Source organism: Mesobacillus jeotgali, assembly GCF_002874535.1.
In the GTDB taxonomy this organism is placed as follows: Bacteria; Bacillota; Bacilli; order Bacillales; family Cytobacillaceae; genus Mesobacillus; species Mesobacillus jeotgali.
Genome location: NZ_CP025025.1, coordinates 3452799 through 3475531, shown reverse-complemented (window position 1 = coordinate 3475531; position 22733 = coordinate 3452799). Strand labels below are relative to the sequence as shown.

The 22733-nt window shown below is 44.5% G+C and carries 25 protein-coding genes and 1 riboswitch; of the genes, 21 read left to right on the top strand and 4 right to left on the bottom strand.

The window, feature by feature from the left end:
* Positions 1–7: 7 nt before the first annotated feature.
* Positions 8–147, top strand: a riboswitch (SAM riboswitch).
* Positions 148–435: 288 nt separating this feature from the next.
* Both metK and asnB read left to right on the top strand, forming a co-directional pair.
* Entirely contained in the window at positions 436–1638 is a 1203-nt protein-coding gene (gene metK / locus CD004_RS17610) for a methionine adenosyltransferase (protein WP_102263952.1), read from the top strand.
* A gap of 254 nt (positions 1639–1892) precedes the next feature.
* Positions 1893–3788, top strand: coding sequence for an asparagine synthase (glutamine-hydrolyzing) (asnB, locus tag CD004_RS17605; protein ID WP_102263951.1), 1896 nt, complete (start codon positions 1893–1895; stop codon positions 3786–3788).
* Positions 3789–3791: 3 nt separating this feature from the next.
* On the opposite strand, the gene CD004_RS17600 is transcribed toward asnB, so the two are convergent.
* Both CD004_RS17600 and CD004_RS17595 read right to left on the bottom strand, forming a co-directional pair.
* The gene (locus CD004_RS17600) at positions 3792–4664 is read right to left on the bottom strand and encodes a C39 family peptidase (protein ID WP_102263950.1); all 873 of its coding nucleotides are present in this window, start codon (positions 4662–4664) and stop codon (positions 3792–3794) included.
* A gap of 92 nt (positions 4665–4756) precedes the next feature.
* The gene (locus tag CD004_RS17595; RefSeq protein WP_102263949.1) at positions 4757–5281 is read right to left on the bottom strand and encodes a gamma carbonic anhydrase; all 525 of its coding nucleotides are present in this window, start codon (positions 5279–5281) and stop codon (positions 4757–4759) included.
* Positions 5282–5395: 114 nt separating this feature from the next.
* Between CD004_RS17595 and CD004_RS17590 the strand changes: the two genes are divergently transcribed.
* The gene (locus CD004_RS17590; RefSeq protein WP_102263948.1) at positions 5396–6199 is read left to right on the top strand and encodes an alpha/beta hydrolase; all 804 of its coding nucleotides are present in this window, start codon (positions 5396–5398) and stop codon (positions 6197–6199) included.
* 36 nt (positions 6200–6235) lie between these two features.
* Positions 6236–7330, top strand: coding sequence for a tetraprenyl-beta-curcumene synthase family protein (locus tag CD004_RS17585; protein WP_102263947.1), 1095 nt, complete (start codon positions 6236–6238; stop codon positions 7328–7330).
* A 684-nt stretch (positions 7331–8014) separates the two neighbouring features.
* On the opposite strand, the gene CD004_RS17575 is transcribed toward CD004_RS17585, so the two are convergent.
* Positions 8015–8587, bottom strand: coding sequence for a tRNA 5-(aminomethyl)-2-thiouridylate-methyltransferase MnmM (locus tag CD004_RS17575; protein ID WP_102263945.1), 573 nt, complete (start codon positions 8585–8587; stop codon positions 8015–8017).
* Positions 8577–9551 (bottom strand): tRNA modification radical SAM protein MnmL/YtqA, encoded by a 975-nt coding sequence (locus CD004_RS17570; protein WP_102263944.1) that lies wholly within the window; start codon positions 9549–9551, stop codon positions 8577–8579. The genes CD004_RS17575 and CD004_RS17570 overlap by 11 nt, the downstream gene beginning before the upstream one ends.
* A gap of 215 nt (positions 9552–9766) precedes the next feature.
* Between CD004_RS17570 and CD004_RS17565 the strand changes: the two genes are divergently transcribed.
* The 17 genes from CD004_RS17565 to CD004_RS24480 all read left to right on the top strand — a co-directional run bounded on the left by CD004_RS17565 (position 9767) and on the right by CD004_RS24480 (position 22666).
* Complete coding sequence (locus CD004_RS17565) at positions 9767–10030, top strand: YtzC family protein (RefSeq protein WP_102263943.1); 264 nt, start codon at positions 9767–9769, stop codon at positions 10028–10030.
* A 16-nt stretch (positions 10031–10046) separates the two neighbouring features.
* A complete protein-coding gene (locus tag CD004_RS17560; protein ID WP_102263942.1) occupies positions 10047–10226 on the top strand; it encodes a glycogen biosynthesis protein GlgD in 180 nt (59 codons plus the stop codon).
* A 289-nt stretch (positions 10227–10515) separates the two neighbouring features.
* Positions 10516–11475, top strand: a complete 960-nt coding sequence (locus CD004_RS17555; protein WP_102263941.1) for a hypothetical protein — start codon at positions 10516–10518, stop codon at positions 11473–11475.
* The gene (locus CD004_RS17550) at positions 11475–11927 is read left to right on the top strand and encodes a cytochrome c maturation protein CcmE (protein WP_233434882.1); all 453 of its coding nucleotides are present in this window, start codon (positions 11475–11477) and stop codon (positions 11925–11927) included. The genes CD004_RS17555 and CD004_RS17550 overlap by 1 nt, the downstream gene beginning before the upstream one ends.
* A gap of 21 nt (positions 11928–11948) precedes the next feature.
* The gene (locus CD004_RS17545; RefSeq protein ID WP_102263940.1) at positions 11949–13931 is read left to right on the top strand and encodes a heme lyase CcmF/NrfE family subunit; all 1983 of its coding nucleotides are present in this window, start codon (positions 11949–11951) and stop codon (positions 13929–13931) included.
* 5 nt (positions 13932–13936) lie between these two features.
* Positions 13937–14407: a cytochrome c-type biogenesis protein CcmH gene (locus CD004_RS17540; RefSeq protein ID WP_102263939.1), complete on the top strand. Its 471-nt coding sequence runs from the start codon at positions 13937–13939 to the stop codon at positions 14405–14407.
* 12 nt (positions 14408–14419) lie between these two features.
* Positions 14420–14791 carry a hypothetical protein gene (locus CD004_RS17535; protein WP_102263938.1) on the top strand — a complete coding sequence of 124 codons (372 nt, stop codon included), beginning with the start codon at positions 14420–14422 and terminating at the stop codon, positions 14789–14791.
* 5 nt (positions 14792–14796) lie between these two features.
* Positions 14797–15138, top strand: a complete 342-nt coding sequence (locus CD004_RS17530; protein ID WP_102263937.1) for a hypothetical protein — start codon at positions 14797–14799, stop codon at positions 15136–15138.
* A 17-nt stretch (positions 15139–15155) separates the two neighbouring features.
* Positions 15156–15860 carry a heme ABC exporter ATP-binding protein CcmA gene (gene ccmA / locus CD004_RS17525; RefSeq protein WP_102263936.1) on the top strand — a complete coding sequence of 235 codons (705 nt, stop codon included), beginning with the start codon at positions 15156–15158 and terminating at the stop codon, positions 15858–15860.
* A complete protein-coding gene (locus tag CD004_RS17520) occupies positions 15857–16540 on the top strand; it encodes a heme exporter protein CcmB (RefSeq protein WP_102263935.1) in 684 nt (227 codons plus the stop codon). The genes ccmA and CD004_RS17520 overlap by 4 nt, the downstream gene beginning before the upstream one ends.
* Positions 16540–17250, top strand: coding sequence for a cytochrome c biogenesis protein (locus CD004_RS17515; protein WP_233434881.1), 711 nt, complete (start codon positions 16540–16542; stop codon positions 17248–17250). The genes CD004_RS17520 and CD004_RS17515 overlap by 1 nt, the downstream gene beginning before the upstream one ends.
* A 20-nt stretch (positions 17251–17270) precedes the next feature.
* Positions 17271–17402: a CcmD family protein gene (locus CD004_RS17510; RefSeq protein WP_023626909.1), complete on the top strand. Its 132-nt coding sequence runs from the start codon at positions 17271–17273 to the stop codon at positions 17400–17402.
* A 15-nt stretch (positions 17403–17417) separates the two neighbouring features.
* On the top strand, positions 17418–17924 hold the full coding sequence (locus CD004_RS17505; RefSeq protein WP_102263933.1) for a TlpA family protein disulfide reductase: 507 nt from the start codon (positions 17418–17420) through the stop codon (positions 17922–17924).
* 106 nt (positions 17925–18030) lie between these two features.
* Complete coding sequence (locus tag CD004_RS17500) at positions 18031–18555, top strand: cytochrome c3 family protein (RefSeq protein ID WP_102263932.1); 525 nt, start codon at positions 18031–18033, stop codon at positions 18553–18555.
* Positions 18548–19981, top strand: a complete 1434-nt coding sequence (locus CD004_RS17495) for an ammonia-forming cytochrome c nitrite reductase subunit c552 (RefSeq protein WP_102263931.1) — start codon at positions 18548–18550, stop codon at positions 19979–19981. Before CD004_RS17500 ends, CD004_RS17495 begins: the two co-directional genes overlap by 8 nt.
* A gap of 795 nt (positions 19982–20776) precedes the next feature.
* Positions 20777–21961 (top strand): MDR family MFS transporter, encoded by a 1185-nt coding sequence (locus CD004_RS17490; RefSeq protein WP_102263930.1) that lies wholly within the window; start codon positions 20777–20779, stop codon positions 21959–21961.
* A gap of 177 nt (positions 21962–22138) precedes the next feature.
* Positions 22139–22666, top strand: coding sequence for a CueP family metal-binding protein (locus CD004_RS24480; RefSeq protein WP_264190938.1), 528 nt, complete (start codon positions 22139–22141; stop codon positions 22664–22666).
* The last annotated feature ends 67 nt before the right edge of the window (positions 22667–22733 follow it).

Below are 22733 nucleotides of genomic sequence, written 5' to 3'. Positions count from 1 at the left end.
GGATACTCTCTTATCCCGAGCTGGTGGAGGGACAGGCCCAATGAAACCCAGCAACCTGCAGACGTGAAAAAACAGCTTTTGGAATGCTGCTATTTCCGGGCAAAGGTGCTAACCTGACGCAAGGGAACTGCCCTTGAACGATAAGAGCGAAAGGCGCGGATTTAAGCATAAACCTTTCCTCGAAATTGGAGAGGTTTTTTATATTGCTTTTTTCTGTCCAAATGCATGAGAATGCAATCGGACTGCCTTCTTAGGTGTCATTGCTCCCGTGGGTGAAAATTAGGAAAAAAAGAAATTCACCATGAATCCTGAACAAATTTTTCTAATAAAAACTCAGCGTTTATTTCATACTACATAGGGAATGAGTACCGTATCAACCCGAGGTCTGTATTGGGACAGCCTCGATCAATTTTTATAAATAAGGGAGGAACTCAGATGTCAAACAAACGCCGTTTGTTCACTTCTGAATCAGTAACAGAAGGCCATCCTGATAAAATTTGCGATCAGATTTCTGACGCGATTTTAGATGCGATCCTTGCAAAAGATGCTAATGCACGTGTTGCTGCTGAAACATCAGTTACTACAGGCCTTGTACTAGTTGCAGGGGAAATCACTACATCTACATACGTAGATATTCCGAAGATCGTTCGTGAAACAGTCAAGGAAATTGGCTACACTCGCGCTAAGTACGGTTTCGACTCTGAAACTTGTGCAGTTTTGACTTCAATCGACGAGCAGTCTGCTGACATCGCAATGGGTGTTGACCAGGCACTTGAAGCACGTGAAGGCCAAATGTCAGATGAAGAAATCGAAGCAATCGGAGCGGGAGACCAGGGCTTGATGTTCGGTTTTGCCTGCAACGAAACGAAAGAGCTTATGCCTCTTCCAATATCATTGGCACACAAAATTTCACGCCGCCTGACTGAGGTGCGTAAGGAAGAAATCCTTCCATACCTTCGTCCGGACGGTAAAACTCAGGTGACAGTTGAATACGATGAGAACGACAAGCCTGTTCGCATCGATACAATCGTTATCTCAACTCAACACCACCCAGAAGTTTCGCTTGAGCAAATCCAGCGCAACCTTAAAGAACATGTCATCAAGCCTGTTGTACCAGCAGAATTGATTGACGAGAACACAAAATACTTCATCAACCCAACTGGCCGTTTCGTAATCGGCGGACCACAGGGTGATGCAGGACTTACTGGCCGCAAGATCATCGTTGATACTTACGGCGGATATGCTCGCCACGGCGGCGGCGCATTCTCTGGTAAGGATCCTACAAAAGTTGACCGTTCAGCTGCATACGCTGCACGTTACGTTGCGAAGAACATCGTAGCTGCTGGCCTTGCTGAAAAAGTTGAAGTTCAGCTTGCTTACGCAATCGGCGTTGCTCGTCCGGTATCGATTTCAATCGATACATTCGGAACAGGCAAAGTGAGCGAAGATGTCTTGATCGACGTTGTAGAAAACAACTTCGACCTTCGCCCGGCTGGGATCATCAACATGCTTGACCTGCGCAAGCCAATCTACAAGCAGACAGCTGCTTATGGACACTTCGGCCGTTCTGACGTTGACCTTCCATGGGAGCGTACAGACAAGGCTGAGGCACTTCGCACTCAAGCGCAAGGAAAATAAAATCACAAGGGAGTTGCATAGAAATATGTAACTCCCTTTATTATTTGCCGTCTAATCAAGGAAGACGCGAAAAGCCCTTGGGTTTGCGAATGGTCCAAAAGGTGTAAAATAGAGTATTACCTTAAATTTCCCACAGATTTTACTGCAAAAACTTTGTGTTTAATGATAGTATTAGATGGTATGTTTTTAGGGTAGTAAAATCATTGGAAAATAACAATAAATTTTTATCTGAAATGGAGAAGGTGAAGTACATAATGTGTGGCTTTATCGGTTGTGTACATGAAAATGCACAGGAATTCAGCAGCGATGACAAGCAGCTGTTTAAAAATATGAATGACATCATCACCCACCGTGGTCCTGATGATGATGGATATTTCTATGATGAGCATATCCAGTTCGGCTTCCGTCGTCTGAGCATCATTGACCTTGAGGCTGGCCATCAGCCATTGACCTATGAAAATGAGCGCTACTGGATCATTTTCAACGGGGAAATCTACAACTATCTTGAGCTTCGTGAAGAGTTGATTGAAGAAGGACTTACCTTCGAAACTCATTCGGACACAGAAGTGATCATCGCCCTATACAGCCATTATAAAGAGCAGGCTGTTGACAAGCTTCGCGGGATGTTCGCGTTTGTCATCTGGGATAAACAGGAGCAGATCCTTTACGGTGCGCGTGACCATTTCGGCATCAAGCCATTTTTCTACTTTGAAGATGAGAATCGTACATTCTTCGGGTCTGAAAAGAAGAGCATTTTGCTTGCGCTTGAGAATGATGTCCTCGATTACAAGGCATTACAGCACTACCTGACTTATCAATTCGTTCCAGAACCAAATACAATGTCTGAAGGCATCTACAAGCTTGAGCCAGGGCATTATTTTACAAAGAAAATTGGTTCGCCGATGGAAATCAAGCGTTACTGGAAAGCGAGCTTCTCGCCAATCCACAAATCCGAGGATGAGTTCACGAAGGAGATCAGGGATGTCCTGTTCGAATCCGTGAAAATCCACATGCGCAGTGATGTGCCAGTTGGTTCTTTCCTTTCTGGCGGGATTGATTCCTCGATCATCGCGTCAATTGCAAAGCAATACCATCCTTCAATCAAGACTTTCTCTGTTGGATTTCAACAAAATGGTTTCAGCGAGATTGATGTCGCGAAGGAAACGGCTGATCGGCTCGGTGTTGAAAACATCAGCTATGTGATCAGTCCTCAGGAATATATGGATGAACTTCCGAAAATCATGTGGCATATGGATGACCCGCTCGCAGACCCGGCTGCTATACCTTTGTACTTCGTTGCCCGTGAAGCAAGGAAACATGTAACAGTTGTCCTTTCCGGAGAAGGTGCCGATGAACTGTTCGGTGGCTATAACATTTACCGTGAGCCGCAGGATCTAGAAATGTTCAACAAGATTCCCCAGGTAGGGAAGTCGATGCTGAAGGGCATTTCTAAAATGATGCCAGAGGGCATGAAGGGCAAGAGCTTCATCGAACGCGGTGTGACGCCTATGGAAGAGCGTTACATTGGAAATGCGAAGATGTTCACTGAAAAAGAGAAGAGCGAGCTGCTCCACGTTTATAATGGACAGTACGATTACAGAGATATCACAAAGCCTCTTTATCGCGAGAGCAGAGGCTACGATCCGGTTGATACAATGCAATATATCGATATCCACACCTGGATGCGCGGAGACATTTTATTGAAGGCGGATAAAATGACGATGGCTCATTCTTTGGAGCTTCGCGTACCATTCCTTGATAAGATTGTTTTCGAGACAGCTTCTAAGATTCCAACGAGCTTGAAAACAGCTAACAACACAACCAAGTACATTTTGCGTAAAGCGGCTGAAGGCGTTGTACCTGATCACGTTCTTACACGCAAAAAGCTTGGCTTCCCGGTGCCGATTCGCCACTGGCTGAAGAATGAAATGAACGAGTGGGCAAAGAACATCATCAAGGAAAGCAACACAGAGCATCTAATCAATAAGTCTTACTTATTGAAGCTATTGGATGACCACTGCCAGAACAAGGCTGACAATAGTCGCAAAATCTGGACAGTGCTGATGTTCATGATGTGGCATGATGTTTATGTCGAAAAAAAATACTCCTTCCAGAAGGAGTATGAGGCTCAGAAAGTATTACAATCTTAAAAATCAGGGAAGGTAGGTAACTGCTTGCCTTCCCATCTGCACCCAGGCTTCCACGAAGTCTTTCATGGGTGCTTTTTTATTTTTCTCACCTGTTAACGGGTCGTTGAAATAAACCGAACTTTCATCATAACCGGTAACCAATACAGAATGCTCTTTTGTTGTAACTTTGACTTCTCCATTAGGTGTATACCATGTTTGGAAAAAGCTATCGTTCAATCTTTTATATTCAGTATTCGTGATGATCCATACTGGCCGGTTATCTGATAGGTGGATTTTAAGTTCCTGGAAATCTGCGCCTGTAAGGTCCTGTATTTTCCCAGGAAGATATTGTTCTGCCAGTTCAGCAATCGGTTTGTGATAGACACCTAGTCCTGGTTGGGTATAGGTGTACATATTGCCGACAAATCCTTCATTAGGATCGCCAAAATAGATTTTGCCATTTTGGAGCCGGTATTCAGCCGGGTTTTTCTTTACTTCCCTGGCCAGTGTCAGCTTGTCCACTTGAATATCCTTGAACTGCAGGAGCATGGCGAGACTTGTGACTTCACATCCTCTTGGGAGCTCAGGCATCTGCCAGATGGCCGGAGCATCCAGGAGAATCTGTTTTTTTATTGGGATGATTTCAGGTTTGTATTCTTCTATCATAGCTGCCTCTCGTAGTGCACTTTGTTCGGGCTCATCAAGCCATTGTTTGACAGACTCTACAGCCTTGGCGACATGTGAAGCCTGCAGGTTCTCGAGCAGGAAGGCTCCGGCTACTGATGTAAAAACAAACAAGAACATCAAGATGGATTTTATCATGCTATTTTGATTTCGGATTAACAGAAAAAACAAGACTAGCAGAGGTACAACAGCCGCAATTGATATATATAACATATCCACTTCGATCACCTGGCCCGTCCGCATATTTTTATAATTGCAGGGTATAATATATAAATTAATATCGGACTGATGCGGGATTTGTTTAATTAATCATTTTCTTTGTTTTGTAGGTTTTTATAGTATTGTCCTTTCTCGGCATACTCTCTTGAGATTCGTTCCATGTCTCGAATGTCTTCTTCATTCAGCTCGCGGATGACTTTGGCTGGGCGTCCGAATGCAAGCGTGTTCGGCGGAATTTTTTTGCCTTGAGGTACAAGGCTGCCGGCACCAATGAAAGCACCTTCTCCGATATCAGCTTGGTCGAGGATGATTGAGCCCATCCCAATCAATGCTTTTTTTCGAATGACGCAGCTGTGGAGGACGACCTGGTGGCCAACAGTCACTTCATCCTCAAGAATCAAAGGGTTATTGGGGCTTTGGTGGAGGACAGAGTTATCCTGTATATTCACTTTATTACCGATAATCGTGGGAGCGACGTCGCCACGGATCGAGGTGTTAAACCAGACGCTCGATTCCTCGCCGATTTCAACATCCCCGCTAATCGTTACATAATCTGCAATAAAAGCGGAATCCGCTATTTTAGGTGTCTTGCCTTTGTAAGAATAAATCATAAAATACACTCCTAAATAAAATAGATTTTATCAGTGCTTTCATTTTTATTTTTCACTAATTATATATTATAGTTCTTTTAAAGAAAGAAAAAGTATTTGAGTGGGGGAATGGTCATGTGGAAATGGGAAGCTGACGGGGATGCTAAGGCTGTAATCGTTATGATTCATGGTGCCCTCGAGCATCACAGGCGTTACGGATGGCTGATTGAAGCTTGGCGCTCATCGGGATTTCATGTCATAATGGGTGATTTGCCTGGACAGGGATTAACAACAAGAGCAAACCGTGGCCATATTGATTCATTTGATGAGTACATTTTGGAAGTAAAAGAATGGGTTGAGGCAGCTTATGAATTTGACCTGCCAGTATTTTTGCTCGGCCATAGCATGGGAGGGCTTGTAGCGATCCGCATGCTGCAGGAGGAACGTGTTGAAATTGCCGGACTCATTTTGTCATCGCCATGTCTTGGTTTGGTCAATTATCCTTCGAAAATGCTGGATATGCTTTCGCACGGCTTGAATGTCCTAGTTCCCGCCATGCGGATGTCGCCAGGCCTGACGGTTGAAATGGCCACAAGAAATGAAGATGTGAGAGCTGTGGATGCAAATGACTCACTCTATCTTACCAAGGTATCAATCCGCTGGTACCGTGAACTCATTGCGGCAATGGATCAAGCCTTTGATAACATGAGTAAAGTCCAGGACGTTCCAACACTACTGGTGCAGGGCGGTGATGATCGGATTGTGGATAAACGTTCTGTGAAAGAATGGTTCAACAATGCTCCGCTCTCTGAAAAAAGATATAAAGAATGGCCTAATTGCTATCATGAAGTGTTCAACGAACCTGAACGCGAAGAGGTTTTTGATTACGCACATGATTTTGTCATCAGCCAGCTGAAGGCAATCGGGTATGTTTATTAGATATTTGTTTTACATGGAAAGGATGAAGGTGTATACATGTTGATACCATCTATGCCAATCAGTTTAATGTACCGTGTATACAAACAAGTTCTGCCCCAAGTACACAGGGAGCTGGCGTATTGGAAGAGCAGGGCAGAGGAAATCCCGAACCCGGAATTAAGGAAACAGGCATTGTCCAGTATCGAGCATAAAACCTTCCATTGCGAAGGAGGCTCGATTTTGAGCCTGACCGCGAAAAAGAATTATAAAAAAGCGATCCGTTTCATAGTGGCTTACCAGACGATCAGCGATTACCTTGATAATCTTTGTGACCGCAGTACATCACTGGATCCAGCTGATTTCGCTGCGCTGCATGAATCGATGGCAGATGCCCTGGATACGGATCGTCAATTGAAAAATTATTATCGGGAGCGGGAAGACCAGAATGACGGGGGATATCTCATTGAACTGGTGACCGTCTGCCGGGAAGTCCTGTCTGAGCTAGATCACTACCATGATATCCAACATCATTTTGGCGAGCTTTGTGACTATTATTGCGATTTGCAAATCCACAAGCATGTTGAGGTAAAAGACCGTGTCCCAAGGCTGCAAACATGGTTTGATGGCCATCGTGAAAATATTCCAGACATGGAGTGGTATGAATTCTCAGCTTGCGCCGGATCGACGCTAGGAATCTTTTGCCTGGTATCCTATGCGCTCCGCGATGATTTTAAACCTGAATACGCCGACAGCATTCGCAACGGATATTTCCCCTACATACAAGGCCTTCACATCCTTCTCGATTATTTCATCGACCAGGAAGAAGACAGGGAAGGCGGCGATTTGAACTTTTGTTTTTATTATGAAAATGAAGAAGCTTTGTTTGAGCGCTTGCGCCACTTTGTACAACATGCCGATCATCATACGGCCAAGCTTCCCCATCAAAGATTCCATAAACTGATCAACCGCGGCCTCCTCGGCGTTTACCTGTCCGATGATAAAGTAAGGCGCCAGGAAAGAATCAGAAAACTGGCCAGGGAAATGATCAAGACAGCCGGCCCCGTCAGCTACTTCTTTTATATTAATGGACGAGCTTATCGGTCATTGCAGAGGTGGGTTCCCTCAGGAGTGGTGAGGGCGTTTATTAAATGATAGTGAAATTGTGACAAAGCCAGGTATTGAATCCTGGCTTTTTTTTGTTTTAGACGATTTAAATTGCCCGGTCTCAGTTAAAAAAGGAAAAACGGGGAACATAAACCCCGAAAAGAGCCCCGTTCCTGTCCAAGAGGGAAAACGGGGAACATAAACCCCGTAAAAGAGCCCCGTTCCTGTCCAAGATGGAAAAACGGGGAACATAAACCCCGTAAAAGAGCCCCGTTCCTGTCCAAGAGGGAAAACGGGGAACATAAACCCCGGAAAAGAGCCCCGTTCCTGTCCAAGAGGGAAAACGGGGAACATAAACCCCGGAAAAGAGCCCCGTTCCTGTCCAAGAGGGAAAACGGGGAACATAAACCCCGGAAAAGAGCCCCGTTCCTGTCCAAGAGAGAAAAACGGGGAACATAAACCCCGGAAAAGAGCCCCGTTCCTGTCCAAGAGGGAAAACGGGGAACATAAACCCCGGAAAAGAGCCCCGTTCTTGTCCATGATGAAAAACGGGGAATATAAACCCCGGAAAAGAGCCCCGTTCCTGTCCAAGATGAAAAACGGGGAACATAAACCCCGGAAGAGTGCCCCGTTCTGTCCAAGAGAGAAAAACGGGGAACATTGAGTGAAATATATGGCCAAGGATACATTCTTATCCCAAAGAAAAAAGCCTTCACTTTTAGGGAAGGCTTCCTATCTCTTCTCAATCGCAATAATAAATGGCGGATTGTTTTTCTGGTTAAGAAATTTATATTCCAATACATGTGCGATATTTTGATCCAATGATTTTACATACCGCAATAAATATTCTCGTTCTACCTTGCCTTCGGGATGTCCGTGGTAAATCACAATCACAATGATGCCTTCTGGTGCCATGATTTCCAGCAGCTGGTCGATGGCCTGGATGGTTGTCTCAGGGACGGTGACGATGTTTTTATCGCCGCCGGGCAGATATCCTAGATTGAATACTGCGCCGGTAATTTTTCCAAAGTGCAAAGGTGGGATGCATTCTGTGATGTTTTCATGTCCAGTATGGAACAGTGTGACCTGATCCTGCAAATCATGTTCGCGAAGCTTCGTTTTGCAGGACATGAGCGCCTCATCCTGGATATCAAAGCCGTAAATCCTGCCGGCAGGGCCGACCAGGTTTGCTAAAAATAATGTGTCATGTCCGTTGCCGACTGTGGCATCTACAGCGATATCACCTGGCTTCACGGCTAATTCAAGAAGGTTCCTGGCAAATGGAAGGATCCGTTCAAGCTTCATTTTCAATCACCACTTTGTTTCCAGCATAAAATTTCCCCTGCCAGCTGTCGCGATGTTTCAATTCTTTATCAATCGCGTTCAATACTTCCCATTTATTGACGCTCCACATCGGCCCGACCATCAGCTCGATCGGTCCATCCCCTGTAATTCGGTGAATGATCATGTCAGGAGGCAGGATCTCCAGCTGGTCACAGACCAATTTTACATAGTCCTCAAAGCTAAGGAATTCAAGTAATCCTTTTTCATATTGCTTGACCATCGGGGTGCCCTTCAACAGATGAAGAAGATGGATTTTGATTCCCTGAACATCAAGTTTCGCGACTTCACGTGCTGTCTCCATCATCATTTCGGGTGTTTCCTGAGGCAGACCGTTGATAATATGCGAACAAACCCTGATACCATGCTTACGTAGCTTGTCCACGCCTTCTTTGTAGGTTTCATAATCATGGGCGCGATTGATTAAATTGGCTGTTTTTTCATGGACGGTCTGAAGTCCTAGTTCAACCCATAAATACGTTCGCTCGTTCAACTCAGCCAAATATTCCACGACATCATCGGGCAGGCAGTCCGGTCTAGTTGCGATCGAAATCCCGACGACTCCTTCTTCGTTCAATACAGTTTCGTACTTCTCACGCAGCACCTCGACCGGAGCGTGTGTATTGGTGAAAGCCTGGAAATAGGCCATGTATTTGCCGTCTTTCCACTTAGAGTGCATTTTTTCTTTTATCTTTGCGAACTGTGTGCCAAGATCTTCTACTCTGTCACCGGCGAAATCTCCTGAACCAGCTGCACTGCAAAACGTACAGCCTCCGTGGGCTACTGTACCATCACGGTTCGGGCAATCGAATCCGCCATCAAGTGCCACCTTGAAAACCTTATGGCCAAAATGGCTGCGCAAATGGTAATTCCAAGTATGGTACCGTTTATCGTCAGTAGCATAGTGAAAAGGGTTGGTCTGTTTCATGCCAGAAACCTCCTAAAGCCTGTCTGTCAAAAAAAATTAATAATAAAAATTGTACCATTTAGAAAACGTGAATCCAATTGCAAAAAGATTACAATGTTTACCCAATATAATTGGCATCATTAAACATTCGCAAAATCGTGATAGGAAAATGTATTGTGAACAAAATAAAGAAGAAGCAGACTTTGCTTCAGCATCAAGTAAAGGAGGGGCTACAATTGGCTACACGTCAATCGGTTGAACAGTTACTTCAGCAATGTGAGGATGCAATCAATCTGGCCCAGGATCAATACAAGGATGCCGCTACTCAGCAGCATTATAATGACGGCAATTTTACAAATGCACTGCAGGCGCTCGAGGACGCTTATAATGATCTGGCCAAGCTTTCCTTCAGTGCAAACTCCCAGCAGCGTGAACAACTGCACAGAATGAGGCTTCAACTGCAGCAAGTGCAAAACAATATGATTTTGCTTGATCATTAAACAGGAGGGGAAAAACTTGAAAAAGCGCTCAAAGCAGAACAATCCTGAACAAAAAACAAGGAACGGCATCAATAACCAGGATCTCGAGCTCGGAATGGATCAAGATCCGGTAAAAGAAGCGAAGAAAAAATATGAACAAAGCGGCGGGCAGCCCGTAAAATCAAAATTCCATCCTGAACCAGGGCAATCTTCATAAATTTGTAACACCCTCACTTCTTAACTGAAGTGAGGTTTTTTTGTGTTAAAAGCTGAAAAGCAGCTTTTGTATAATACCCCCCGTTCACAAATCGGATAAAACTGACGAAAATTCCGTGATTTATATCACAGAATGGGAGCTTTTAGAAATGGTTTAAATAAGGTAGACCAAAAAGGGTCTTGGGGAAATTTTTGAAAAAATCCTTAGCCAAAATAAATTGTTATTTTCAATGTAAGTTGTCTTGTGAAAACATTCACGAATTTGTCACATATAGAAAGGAGCCAATCAAATGAAAGTCATGAAGTTATTATCAGCCATCATTTTATTATTCATATTCCAGCTGCCTGTAAAGGGGAGTGCTGAGACAAAATCCAATGTCCTCAATATGGAGGAGCTAACGATCCAGGTGATGCCAGAATATTCGTATCACCCAAAAGATAAGAAGAAGAGTGCCCCACTTTTGGTCGGCTATCATGGAGCATTGAAGAACAATGCCGAAGAAGCGCAAAAAGGCCAGGTTGTCATTCCGTTGCCGATGGATGAGAAAAATTTCAGGATCGGTTTTGTTGCTGATTATTCTCGTGACCTGACTGAAATGAATGAAATTGAATATGAACTTGATCAGGATAACGGAACAATTTCCTGGGAAACGAGCGAGGAAATACAGCCGCAGGAGATCTACAAGTTTGTGATTGAGTACTATACCGACAGCATCAAGGAAAAAGACGGCACTAAGACACTGACCTACGATTTTAAAAACTTCGCTGATATCGGGTTGTTGAACTTAATTTTTGTTGAGCCCCTAAATTCGGAAAGCTTTAAGCTGGAGCCTGCTTCCGAGCAGCACCAGAAAAACTCTTACAACATGAACATGTTCCTGTATCAAAGCCAGGGAATGAAGCCTGGCGATGAAAAGAATATCTCACTTGAGTACAAACGAGCTGACGAAAGGACTACAGCGGAAATCATGGAAGCTATGGCCGGGGACGCAAAGAAGGCTGGCACTGTAAAACAAAATGATGAAAAAATGCCTCTGTGGCTTGTCATTACTGTCGTTGGCAGTGTAACCATATTTTCGGCAGTACTATTGATTTTTATCATGAAGAAAAAGAAAGTAAAGCCGGTTAAGGACGATGCTTCAAAAAATGATTTAGAAGCCAGAAAGTCTAAGCTTCGCGCCATGTTGGTGGAAGGAAGCATTACCGAATCAGAATATAACGAATTGATCAAAAAGCTGGGAGGCAGATAATGATGTCCAAAAATAAAAAAATCGTAATGGGTTTGGGTCTTGCGGCAGTCGCGTTTGTGATCATGATGTTTTCTACGATGCCAAGTGCAGGGAGCAAGGAAATCACGATTGCCGACCTCAGCAAAAATGGTTCGAAATATGAAGGCGATTATATTATGACGCAGGGATTGCTTAATAAGGAATCTGTTAAATGGGACGCTGACAAACTGGAGCTCCGTTTTGAACTTTACGAGGAAGGCAAGGGAACGCTTCAGGTATTCCATAAAGGCATAAAGCCGGATAACTTCTCAGAGGATGTCATCGTCCTTGTTGAAGGTTTTATCCAGGAAGACGGAGTGTTCGAGGCAGAAAAAGTCCAGACAAAATGCCCGACAAAATATGAAGGCGAAGACATGGAGAACTATGATACCGAAATGCATAAGGAAATGTACAAAAATGATAAGCAGGAATAAAACAGATGGGTGGTTATCTGTATGTATCTAATTGGAAACATCTCAATCTACCTTGGGATCGTGATTTCGCTTTACGGAATCATTGCCAATTTCGTCGGGATTAGGAAGAAAAGCAGCAAGTGGATTGAAAGTGCTAGAGGCGCAGTACTTTCACTGGCTTTTGTGGCAAGCGTCGCAGCCTTCCTGTTGCTTTATCTTCTCGGAACTAGCCAGTTCCAATATAAATATGTGGCTTCGTATACAAATGAGAGCCTCTCGATGGCTTATAAATTGACAGCATTTTGGGCAGGTAACGCTGGATCCCTGCTGTTATGGGCTGTCCTTTTAGCACTATACGCAGCAATGGTCGTTTTTTCAAAAGAAAAGAAAAACCCGATGATGCCGTATGTATCGAGCATCCTGATGGTGAACATCCTGTTCTTTTTTACCGTAATGGCACTTAATGCAAATCCTTTTGAAATGACCGATAAAATTCCGGCAGACGGAAAAGGGCTCAACCCGATGCTGCAAAACCCGGGAATGATCCTGCACCCTGTGACGCTCTATATGGGCTATGTTGGATTGGCCGTTCCATTCGCATTTGGAATTGCTGCTCTGATCCTGAAAAGAATGGATTCAGAATGGATCAAGCTGACGAGGAGATGGACCTTGCTTGCATGGCTGTTCCTGACGCTCGGCAATGTGATTGGCGGCTGGTGGGCCTACCTTGAACTCGGATGGGGCGGCTACTGGGCATGGGACCCGGTTGAAAATGCATCGTTCCTGCCATGGCTGACCGTATCGGCATTCCTGCACTCTGTGATGATTCAGGAACGGAAAAACATGCTGAAGACCTGGAACGTAAGCTTGATCATTCTTTCTTACATCCTGACACTGTTTGGAACCTTCCTTGTCAGGAGCGGAATCCTGACAAGTGTCCATGCGTTTGGCGACAGTAATCTGGGTACTTACTTCCTTGTTTTCATGGCTTTCATGATGCTGTTTTCTCTGTATATCGTGATGACAAGATACGGACTGTTAAAAAAAGACAGCAGTCCAATTGAAGCTTATTTTTCAAAAGAAAGCAGCTTCTTGCTGAACAACCTGATTCTTGTTGCTGCCGCTTTCGCCGTTTTCTGGGGAACAATGTACCCGCTGATTTCGGAAACTTTTACCGGCACAAAGGTCAATGTCGGTGCGCCATATTTTAATAAAGTAATGGCTCCGATCCTGCTAGTGCTGATCGTATTGATGGGAATCTGCCCGCTGATTGCTTGGCAGAAAGCGGTGTTTGAAAAGTTCATGAAAAACATGCTTTGGCCGCTGGCAATGGGTGTTGCCACAGCGATCATCCTGTTCGCTTTTGGCGTCAATGGATTTTACGCGATTATCGGCTTATCGGCAACAAGCTTCATGTTCGGAACGCACCTGCAAGAATTTGCTCGAGGCATCAGCGCAAGACGAAAAGCTACAAAGGAGAATGTCCTGAAGGCTGCGTTCAAGCTGACGATAAAAAACCAGCGCCGCTATGGCGGCTATATTGTCCATATCGGGATTGCGGTCATCGCAGTAGGTGTCATTTCTTCGCACACTTACTCAACAGAGGTATTGAAAACGGTGGATGCCGGCAACAGCATCAAAACCGGTGATTACAGCCTGAAATTCAACGAGCTGACGGAGCATACGAAAAACGGCAATGGAATAGTGGTCGCTGATATCGATGTGACGTATAAGGGCAAAGATATTGGCAAAATCAAGCCTGAAAAGATTTTCTATGAAACATGGCCTGAACCCTCCACAGAGGTAGCAATCAAGACAAATTGGAGCCAGGACTTATACGTTGTACTCAGCTCCTGGGAGACCAAAGACAAAGTGACATTCATGGTAAAAGTGAATCCATTCGTAAGCTGGATCTGGATGGGCGGCATCATCATGGTGATCGGCACAGCATTCGCCCTCATAGGCGGCAGGCCGACATCATCCCGCTACCAAATCAATAAAGGCATTTCGAGAGTGGGAGGGTGAAAAAATTGAACAGAAAAATTCTTTTAACAACACTCCTTTTGCTAATCGTGATACCTGGTATGACAACAGCTTTTACGTATAATTCGAAGGAATTCCAGCACATCATCGGACAGCTTGATATGCAGGGTCACGCTGATCACGAATTGTCCACCTGCTCAGTAAAAAAAATCTACTACGATGAAGTGGTTGAAATGCTGAACGGCGGCAAATCTGAACCGGAAATTATCCAGTCCTATGTTGATGAATACGGGCAGGCAGCTTTGAGAACTCCAGGCGGCGGCACTAGTGGCTGGATTGCCTGGGGAATGCCTGCTGCAGGTGTTGGGATTGGCAGTGTGATCGTAGGTATCTGGCTAAGGAAATTGACAGTAAAAAAGGCAGAAACAAAGCTTGAGGCGAAGGCAGCATGGAGTTCGGAAATCGAAAAAGAAATTGCAGCAAAAACATTTGACGAAGAGCGCCGGAAGCTTTTCTAGGAGCTGATCAAAATGGATTATCTATTTTTAATAATTGGTTCACTCGTAATCATTACTTGCTTTTACTTCATCATATCTCCTTTTTTCTCATCAGGCGAGGTGCAAGCTGGTGAAATGGAGACAGAGGGTGAAAAGCTGACGCTTGAGCAAGTCTACAGCGCTGTGAATGAGCTGGAGATGGACTTCTTAATGAAGAAAATCACTCGTGAGGATTTTGAGAAATTGAAAGAGGATTACCAATTGCTCGCGGCCGAAATGTTAAAGAAAGAAAGGCAAGGGCACATGGCAAAACATCTGCCAGAGAGCAAAAAGAAGATAAAGGATGCCGAAGCAGAGGCAGAAATTCTTAGAGAACTGAAAAAGCTTCGCAAGCAGAAGGGGTGATCAGTATGGCGCCAGCCTACCATCCTGAATGGCTTGTGAACTTCTGGCTCAGTACTCCGGGGTTGAACATGGTGAATCCACACTATTTGCTGATCGTTTTAGCTGCTGCCATTGCTATTGTCTGGTATTTAAGGAGGCGGAGGAAGCCTGCAGAGGACATTATTGGTGAGGAAGACCAGTTGTTCAAACACCTTTTACTCAGAAAAAAAGTGATTGAAGGTGAGCTGGCCGGCCTTGAAGCAAGGCTGTCAGCAGCGGAAATCACTGAAGAGAACTTTGAAAAACTGAAACTTGATTACCAGAGCCATCTCGCCAAGGTAAACAAAGAACTGGAACAATACACTTAACGAAAGAGTTGGGGACCATGCTGGAACTGAAGAAAATGACCAAAATGCTGGGAGACAAACTCGTTTTAAGGAATATCACCCTTTCATTGGAAAAAGGGGAGATCTTAGCGGTGATTGGCCCGAATGGAGCAGGGAAGAGCACCTTCTTTAAATGCACAGTCGGACTCCTGCAGCCAACGAGCGGGGAGATTCTCCTGGATGGAAAGCTTGTTAAGAAAAATACAGCTGAGATTAAGCAGCGGATTGGCTTTTTAGGTCATGAATCATTTTTGTACAATAATCTGTCCCCGCTCGAAAATCTCAAATTTTACGGAAAGCTTTATAAGGTAAAGGATCTTGACAGGAAAGCTAATGAACTTTTGAAGGAAGTGGGACTTTATCTTTTTCGCGATATGCCCATTCGCTCCTTTTCAAGGGGGATGATGCAAAGACTGGCCATCGCCAGGGTTTTGCTTCCTAATCCTGATATCCTGATGCTCGATGAGCCGCACACCGGCCTTGATCAGGAGGCTGTGACCTTACTGAATAACATCATTAAAAACAAACGGGACAGCGGGACGTCAATCCTGATCATCTCGCATGATTTTGAGCAGGTGCATGTACTTGCTGACAGGGTAGCCGTGCTGAAGAAAGGGAAAATCGTCTCAACAAGGCGCCTTGGAGAAGAATTAAGCCTGGCAGAGATGAAGACCTGGTACGAAGCTGAGGTGAAGAGCTCATGATTTCAATCCTTAGAGATGCGTGGACGATCGCCAGTAAAGACCTGAGCAATGAGGTCAAGACAAAGCAGACAATCGGCATGATGGTCATCTTCTCGAGTCTCGTCGTCCTGATCTTCAGCTTTGCATTCGATCCGACAAACAATATGGTAAAGGCCGTCATTCCAGGGCTCGTCTGGCTGATCACCGTTTTTTCCGGAATCCTGGGATTGAACCGTTCATTCCTTTCTGAGCACGAAAACGATGCCCTGACAGGATTGCGTTCGGCACCAATCGACCCTTCCAGCATCTATCTTGGAAAGGTTTTGGCGAACTTCATACTCGTAACGGCAGTGCAGCTGGTCAGCATTCCAGTGCTATTCCTGCTGTTCGACTACCGCTTCTTTGGGAAAGTAAGCTGGTTCATCCTTGTGGTCATCATCGGTACGCTCGGCTTCATCATCGTCGGGACCTTCCTGGCAGCGCTATCGGCAAACGCGAAGAACAGCGAGATGCTTTTGCCGGTGTTGCTGCTGCCGCTGCTAAGCCCGTTGCTGATCGCTGGGGTCCAGGCAACAAGGATCATTCTTGAAAATGAGATGATTGCAGATGCAGCTTCCTGGATCAGGCTGATGGCTGCTTACGATTTATTGTTCCTGGCTGCATGCTTTTTCTTATTCGAATTTATTATGGAGGGATCTTGATGAAAAAAAATACTGGCATAATCGACCGGCTGTTGCTGTTTACTTTGATTCCGACAGTTTTCATAGCACTTTATCTGATTTTTATATGGTCGCCTGTTGAAAGGATAATGGGAGCTTCACAGAAAATTTTCTACTTTCATGTCGGCAGTGCCTGGGTAGCCTTTTTGGCCTTTGGAGTCGTTGGCTATTACAGCGTGAGGGTGCTGATTAAACCAAGACTTCAGCATCATATCAATGCCGGAATCTCAGCTGAAATTGGTGTACTTTTCACAACAATCACACTGATTACCGGGATGATCTGGGGAAAATCAAGCTGGAATACATGGTGGACTTGGGAGCCGCGTCTCGCGACAACCCTGATTCTATGGTTCATCTACGTTGCTTACCTGTTCGTCCGCAAGATGGACGGTTCAATGGAGAAAATCGCAAGACTATCAGCTGTTTTTGGGATCATTGGTGTCATCAATGTTCCGATTGTCTTCATGGCAATCCGCTGGTGGAACACGAAGCTGCATCCAGTCGTTTTCGGTGAAGGCAAAAACCAGTCGGGCGGCGGAATCGAACCTGATATGCTCGTCGCACTGCTGTTCTCGATTTTTACGATTACCGTACTTTACGCGTTCCTGATGCGAAAAGGCATCGAAATCGAAAAAATGAGGCATATCGTCAAGAAGGCAAAGTCAAAAGCAATTGAAAAGCTTGCAGGCTAATTACTAAGGAGGAGTATAAAATGACTTACTTATTCATGGCTTACTCAGTTATTTGGACGTTGATCGCTGGTTATGTAGTAGTGCTTGGCCGCCGCCAGAAGCAGCTGAAGAAAGAGCTCGAACTACTAGAAGAATGGAACTCAGATTTTTAAAAGTGGGTGAATAGAATGGGCAAAAAGATTGTTCCGATCATTGTCATCGCTGCCGTCATCGGAGTTCTCGGCTTTTTGGTCAGCGGACTGGGAGGAAAAGCAGCGGCCCAGCCTGGTGACCAGTCCATCGATTTTGAGCTGCAGGATATCGAAGGCAACACTTATAAATTATCGGATTTTAAAGGCCAGCCAGTGGTCCTTAACTTTTTCGCAACCTGGTGCGCACCGTGCATTGACGAAGCTCCTGAACTGGAAGCGTTCGGCAAAGAGTATAAGGAAGCAAAGCTTTTGATCCTCGCTAAAGGCGAATCGAAAAAACGAATGGAAAAATACATCTCGGAAAGCGGCTCTGAGCTTACGTATCTTTTAGATACAAAAGAAGACATTTCAAAAGATTACAACGTCATCGGCCAGCCTGAAACTATCATCATTGATGGAAACGGCGTCATTGTTGAACGTTTCTCCGGCCCGACAACGAAGGACGATTTAATCAGAATGATCCAGGAAAAAGTTTCACCATAACCTTGGTTAAAGCACATCAGTGTTTTAATAAAGCTGTTTTCGGTTGAATCATACGAAGACAGCTTTTAGTAGATTGCGAGAATCCGCTTTAAGGGAGGTGAAAAAGATGCTGAAAAAGCTACTGGGAATAGACAAAAAGATGCTGTTATTCATTGGCGTATTTGCTGGAATCATTGTTTCTGTCGTCACTGTCAAAACGCTTGCTTATACGGATTCACCTGAATTTTGCTCGAGCTGCCATATCATGACAGAGGTCCATGACTCGTTCTCTGATTCCAACCACGCCGGTCTGTCCTGCGGCGACTGCCATTTGCCGCATGATAGCATGGTTAATAAATACACCTATAAGGCAAAGGCCGGAATGACGCATGTGTATTTCAATACACTGGGCGAGGCAAAAATTCCGAAGGTACTGCACGCAACGGAAGGTTCTGAGGAAGTCATAAATGAGAACTGCATCAGTTGCCATGAGAATACGCTGGACAACGTTTCACATGATGCGAAAGACAGCTGTTCAAGCTGCCACCAGGCAATACCGCACGGCAAAGGCTTTAAAACAGAAGACTATTATAAACCGCCGAAACCAGGCGAGCTTTTAGAAAATAAAGGAGGTACGATGAACAATGGCTAGAAATTTCCGCTGGGCATTCTTGCTCCTTGCGGCTGTCATGCTCATCATAACAGGCTGCTCCAGCTCGGAAGAAGAAGCGACTTCCGCAAGCGAGCTGAAAACGGGGCTGAGCAAAGATGAAATCAGCAATGAGGCCTTCAAGGACCTTTTCCCGCTGCAATATGACAGCTACAAGCAAAATGAAAAAATGGAGGATACGAAGTACAGCGGTTCCGTCAAACGAAGCAAGTTCGACCATGACAAAGAACCGTATCTGCCAGTCCTTTTTAACGGCTATGGCTTTGCGACTGAGTACAATGAAGATCGCGGCCATATCTATGCAAATGAGGATGTCCGGGCAATCGCGCGTATCACTGACAAATCAATCGGATCATGCTTAACTTGTAAGTCGACTGCTGTTCCTCACCTGATTGAGGAAATGGGAGACGATTACTGGGGAGGCAATTTTAACAAAGATATCTGGCCAAAAGCAGAAGCGATGGGCCATTCACCAATCGGCTGCTCAGATTGCCATGATCCACAGACAATGGACTTGAGGGTTACCCGTCCTAGCTTCATTAAAGCAATGGAATCACAGGGAATCGACATGTCCAACCCAACGAAGAATGATATGAGGAACTATGTTTGCGGCCAGTGCCACGTAGAGTACTATTTTGCTGCAGATAACGGAGAAGTAACTTATCCTTGGGCAAACGGCTTCGAGCCTGAAGATATGTACGAGTATTATGAGACAACGGCAAAGGAACAAGGTTTCGAGAAGGACTGGATCCACAATGTTTCAGGTACGCCAATGCTAAAAGCACAGCACCCTGACTTTGAGACTCATATCGAAGGTCCGCACGGTGAAGCTGGCGTCACATGTTCAGACTGTCACATGCCATATGACAGAGTGGATGGAAAAAAGAAAATCAGCTCACACTGGTGGACATCTCCACTGAAGACCATGGATCGGTCATGTGCAACCTGCCATACCAACCGGGATATGGATGAACTGAAAGAGCGTGTAATCGGTATCCAGGATAAACATATGGAAGCACTTCATAAGGCCGAGGATATATCAATTACCTCACACTATTACGTAAATAAGATGATTACTTCTGGTGTAAGTGAGGAGAAAATCAAGCAGGCTCAGGAGCATGTTAGAAAAGGACAATGGTTCTGGGATTTCGTCGCGGCTGAGAGTGCAGCAGGATTCCATAATCCGCAGGGAGCAATGGATTCATTGAGGGTATCGATTGAAGAGTCAAATGAGGCAATCAATCTTGCAATCGAGGAATTGACCAAGAAAGGCGTAAATCTAGAAGAGGTCAAAGAAGAGATTGAAAAAGTGAAGAAGGCTGTTTACGACGAAAAAGATAACTTCAAGAAGAAAGAAAAAGCAGTGAACAGTTACTTCCCAGCACAACAGCCAGCTCCGAAAAAATAGAGAATAGTAAATTTAGAGAAAAGATAAATACGAAAACACTGTGCAAATGGTAGTTTGTACGGTGTTTTCTTTAGTTTTGCAGAAATTTCATAGGGAGTCAAGAAAAATAGTTCATGCTATATGGAAAGTAAGGGAATTTCAAATTTTCAATTGAAAACTAGTGGTGATAAAGGAAATGGTTTAACGAAAATCAAAATGTGAAAAAATGGTTATCTTTATGAGGGTAATTAAGTTTTATTCGCAATAAACTGTATTTGTTCGCAAAAAAATTAATTTATTCGCAAAAAACCAGCTTTTATTCGCAAAAAATAGTTGTTTATTCGCAAACTGGAAAAAAACGCGGCTTTTTTCCAGTTAATTAAATAAATTCCCAACGAAAAAATAGAAAATTTCAACTTCATACCCCCGCATAAATTCCTATTGCATCCAATTGTGAAAACCACTAAAATTACTTTGGTATTCTAAAAGGAATTAAAAGTAAATACCGTTTTGGTAACTATATATGTTTTTCTGAATCCAGCTCCAGCGCCTAGCCCCTTGAGTCACTTGTCCAGCTGCGGCTCCTAACTCCTCGAGACGCTTCGGTCCTGCCCATGAAGTCAAAGAACGACTTCACAGGCAGGCCCTCCAGCGCTTGTCGGAGTTGGACAGTCGCCTCTACTTTTCGTTTTCGGTCCGCCCAATGAAGTCAAAGAACGACTTCACCGGTCGGCCCTCCAGTGCTTGTCGGGGCGGAACAAGGCGCTTACGCTTTTTGTTTTTTCGAAACTTATTTAATGAAAGAAGGCGTTTTTCATGCCGCGAGCCTTGTGGCTTTTAATTATCGGGATGGCAGTCAATGTTACTGGATCTTCGTTTTTATGGCCTCTGAACACCATCTATATACATGAGCATCTCGGCAAATCGTTATCTGTTGCCGGAATTATTCTGATGCTGAACTCAGCTGCCAGTGTTATTGGCAATCTTTTTGGCGGCAGTCTTTTTGATAAAATTGGCGGCTATAAGTCTATTATTCTAGGAATCAGCATTACCATCATGGCGCTGCTTGGCTTGACCTTATGGCCCGGCTGGCCGCAGTATATTTTCTTTTTGACACTGGTAGGCTTTGGTTCTGGAATCGTTTTTCCCGCAATGTATGCAATGGCGGGGTCGGTTTGGAAGGAAGGCGGCCGTAAAGCGTTCAATGCCATTTATGTGGCACAGAACCTTGGAGTGGCGGTTGGAGCTGCGCTTGGCGGGCTAGTCGCATCTTATTCATTCCAGCTGATTTTCATGGCGAACGCAGCCATGTACCTGGTATTCATGATGATTGCCATCTTCGGCTATCGCAGTATCGACACCAGGGCAGCGAAGCAAACGAACGTCCTCAAGGAAAATGGCGCCATAAAAAGCCATACAAAGCTGTATGCGCTTCTGATCCTTGCTGTTGGCTACTTGCTTTGCTGGGTTGGCTACGTACAGTGGCAAACAACGATCGCAGCTTATACTCAGGAATTGAACATTTCCCTTAACCAATATAGTATCCTTTGGACAATCAACGGTGCTTTGATCGTTCTTGGCCAGCCAGTTGTAAACAGGCTGATCAAGCCTTTCCAGAATAAACTGAAGCTGCAAATCATCATTGGCATGGTCATCTTCATGGTTTCCTATGCGGTTGCTGCAGGAGCTAATGCATTCTCAGGCTTCGTGGCTGGTATGGTGATCCTGACGATTGGGGAAATGCTGATCTGGCCGGCGGTTCCTACGATCGCAAATGACCTGGCGCCAAAAGGCCGGGAAGGCTTTTACCAGGGAATCGTCAACAGCACCGCAACTGGCGGAAGGATGATTGGCCCGCTGATGGGTGGAATCCTAGTCGACCTATACGGTATGCCAATGCTATTCGCGATTTTGATTGCGCTCATGTTTGTCGGGATCTTCACTACCGTAATTTACGATCGAAAACTAAAGGAATCGCACAATGTGGCTGCACAAGCATAAGAAGTAGTAAGGAGTTGGGCGATGTGCCCGGCTCCTTTTTAAAAATTTCGGAGTTTGTCTGGACTTATCGGTCACAATTTATGCATTTTTTCTCGATAAAAAATGCATATTTTACATCTAAAATAGAACTGTGAGATTATGATATAATCATCTTTGAAAAACAAGGAGGTGAATGGGTTGAAATTTAAAATCCTCGGAATTGTGTTTTTGGCTGCGGGTTTATTGACTGCCTGTAATGGCGGGGAAGAATCTGCTGAACCTGAAAAACAACAACAAAACATCAAGGAATTGGTGAGTGATTACAGCGCGGGCAAAAATAAGGATCACAAGGCTTCCATCACCTCACAAGAGCTGACAATTGCTGACAGTGAAGGGGACAAGCAAGTCTACGATATTTCGGAAGAAGACTTCTTCGTCTCAATCGCGCCATATGAAAATCAAACCCATCCTTGAACGAATCATAGCTTGACAGGTTGTCAAGGTGAACTGGTTGAAAAAGAGTTTGATGTATATATTGAGGATGAGGATGGAAACGTGATCGTTGATGAGAAAATGACATCCCATCAGAATGGATTCATCGATTTGTGGCTTCCAAGGGATCAAAAGTTCAAAACAAAGATTGGACACAATGGTAAAACTGTTGAATCAGAAATATCTACTTTTGAGAATGACGCGACTTGTATTACAACAATGCAGCTAATGTAGACTAAAGCACCTATTTTAAGGTGCTTTTTTTATGCCTGTATATTGTTTTCAGAAAAATGTGATAAAA

Excerpts from the sequence above, each read along its gene's own strand:
- metK (WP_102263952.1), top strand. The coding sequence starts at position 436 with ATGTCAAACAAACGCCGTTTGTTCACTTCTGAATCAGTAACAGAAGGC.
- asnB (WP_102263951.1), top strand. The coding sequence starts at position 1,893 with ATGTGTGGCTTTATCGGTTGTGTACATGAAAATGCACAGGAATTCAGC.
- CD004_RS17600 (WP_102263950.1), bottom strand. The coding sequence starts at position 4,664 with ATGTTATATATATCAATTGCGGCTGTTGTACCTCTGCTAGTCTTGTTT.
- CD004_RS17595 (WP_102263949.1), bottom strand. The coding sequence starts at position 5,281 with ATGATTTATTCTTACAAAGGCAAGACACCTAAAATAGCGGATTCCGCT.
- CD004_RS17590 (WP_102263948.1), top strand. The coding sequence starts at position 5,396 with ATGTGGAAATGGGAAGCTGACGGGGATGCTAAGGCTGTAATCGTTATG.
- CD004_RS17585 (WP_102263947.1), top strand. The coding sequence starts at position 6,236 with ATGTTGATACCATCTATGCCAATCAGTTTAATGTACCGTGTATACAAA.
- CD004_RS17575 (WP_102263945.1), bottom strand. The coding sequence starts at position 8,587 with ATGAAGCTTGAACGGATCCTTCCATTTGCCAGGAACCTTCTTGAATTA.
- CD004_RS17570 (WP_102263944.1), bottom strand. The coding sequence starts at position 9,551 with ATGAAACAGACCAACCCTTTTCACTATGCTACTGACGATAAACGGTAC.
- CD004_RS17555 (WP_102263941.1), top strand. The coding sequence starts at position 10,516 with ATGAAAGTCATGAAGTTATTATCAGCCATCATTTTATTATTCATATTC.
- CD004_RS17550 (WP_233434882.1), top strand. The coding sequence starts at position 11,475 with ATGATGTCCAAAAATAAAAAAATCGTAATGGGTTTGGGTCTTGCGGCA.
- CD004_RS17545 (WP_102263940.1), top strand. The coding sequence starts at position 11,949 with ATGTATCTAATTGGAAACATCTCAATCTACCTTGGGATCGTGATTTCG.
- CD004_RS17535 (WP_102263938.1), top strand. The coding sequence starts at position 14,420 with ATGGATTATCTATTTTTAATAATTGGTTCACTCGTAATCATTACTTGC.
- CD004_RS17530 (WP_102263937.1), top strand. The coding sequence starts at position 14,797 with ATGGCGCCAGCCTACCATCCTGAATGGCTTGTGAACTTCTGGCTCAGT.
- ccmA (WP_102263936.1), top strand. The coding sequence starts at position 15,156 with ATGCTGGAACTGAAGAAAATGACCAAAATGCTGGGAGACAAACTCGTT.
- CD004_RS17520 (WP_102263935.1), top strand. The coding sequence starts at position 15,857 with ATGATTTCAATCCTTAGAGATGCGTGGACGATCGCCAGTAAAGACCTG.
- CD004_RS17515 (WP_233434881.1), top strand. The coding sequence starts at position 16,540 with ATGAAAAAAAATACTGGCATAATCGACCGGCTGTTGCTGTTTACTTTG.
- CD004_RS17510 (WP_023626909.1), top strand. The coding sequence starts at position 17,271 with ATGACTTACTTATTCATGGCTTACTCAGTTATTTGGACGTTGATCGCT.
- CD004_RS17505 (WP_102263933.1), top strand. The coding sequence starts at position 17,418 with ATGGGCAAAAAGATTGTTCCGATCATTGTCATCGCTGCCGTCATCGGA.
- CD004_RS17500 (WP_102263932.1), top strand. The coding sequence starts at position 18,031 with ATGCTGAAAAAGCTACTGGGAATAGACAAAAAGATGCTGTTATTCATT.
- CD004_RS17495 (WP_102263931.1), top strand. The coding sequence starts at position 18,548 with ATGGCTAGAAATTTCCGCTGGGCATTCTTGCTCCTTGCGGCTGTCATG.
- CD004_RS17490 (WP_102263930.1), top strand. The coding sequence starts at position 20,777 with ATGCCGCGAGCCTTGTGGCTTTTAATTATCGGGATGGCAGTCAATGTT.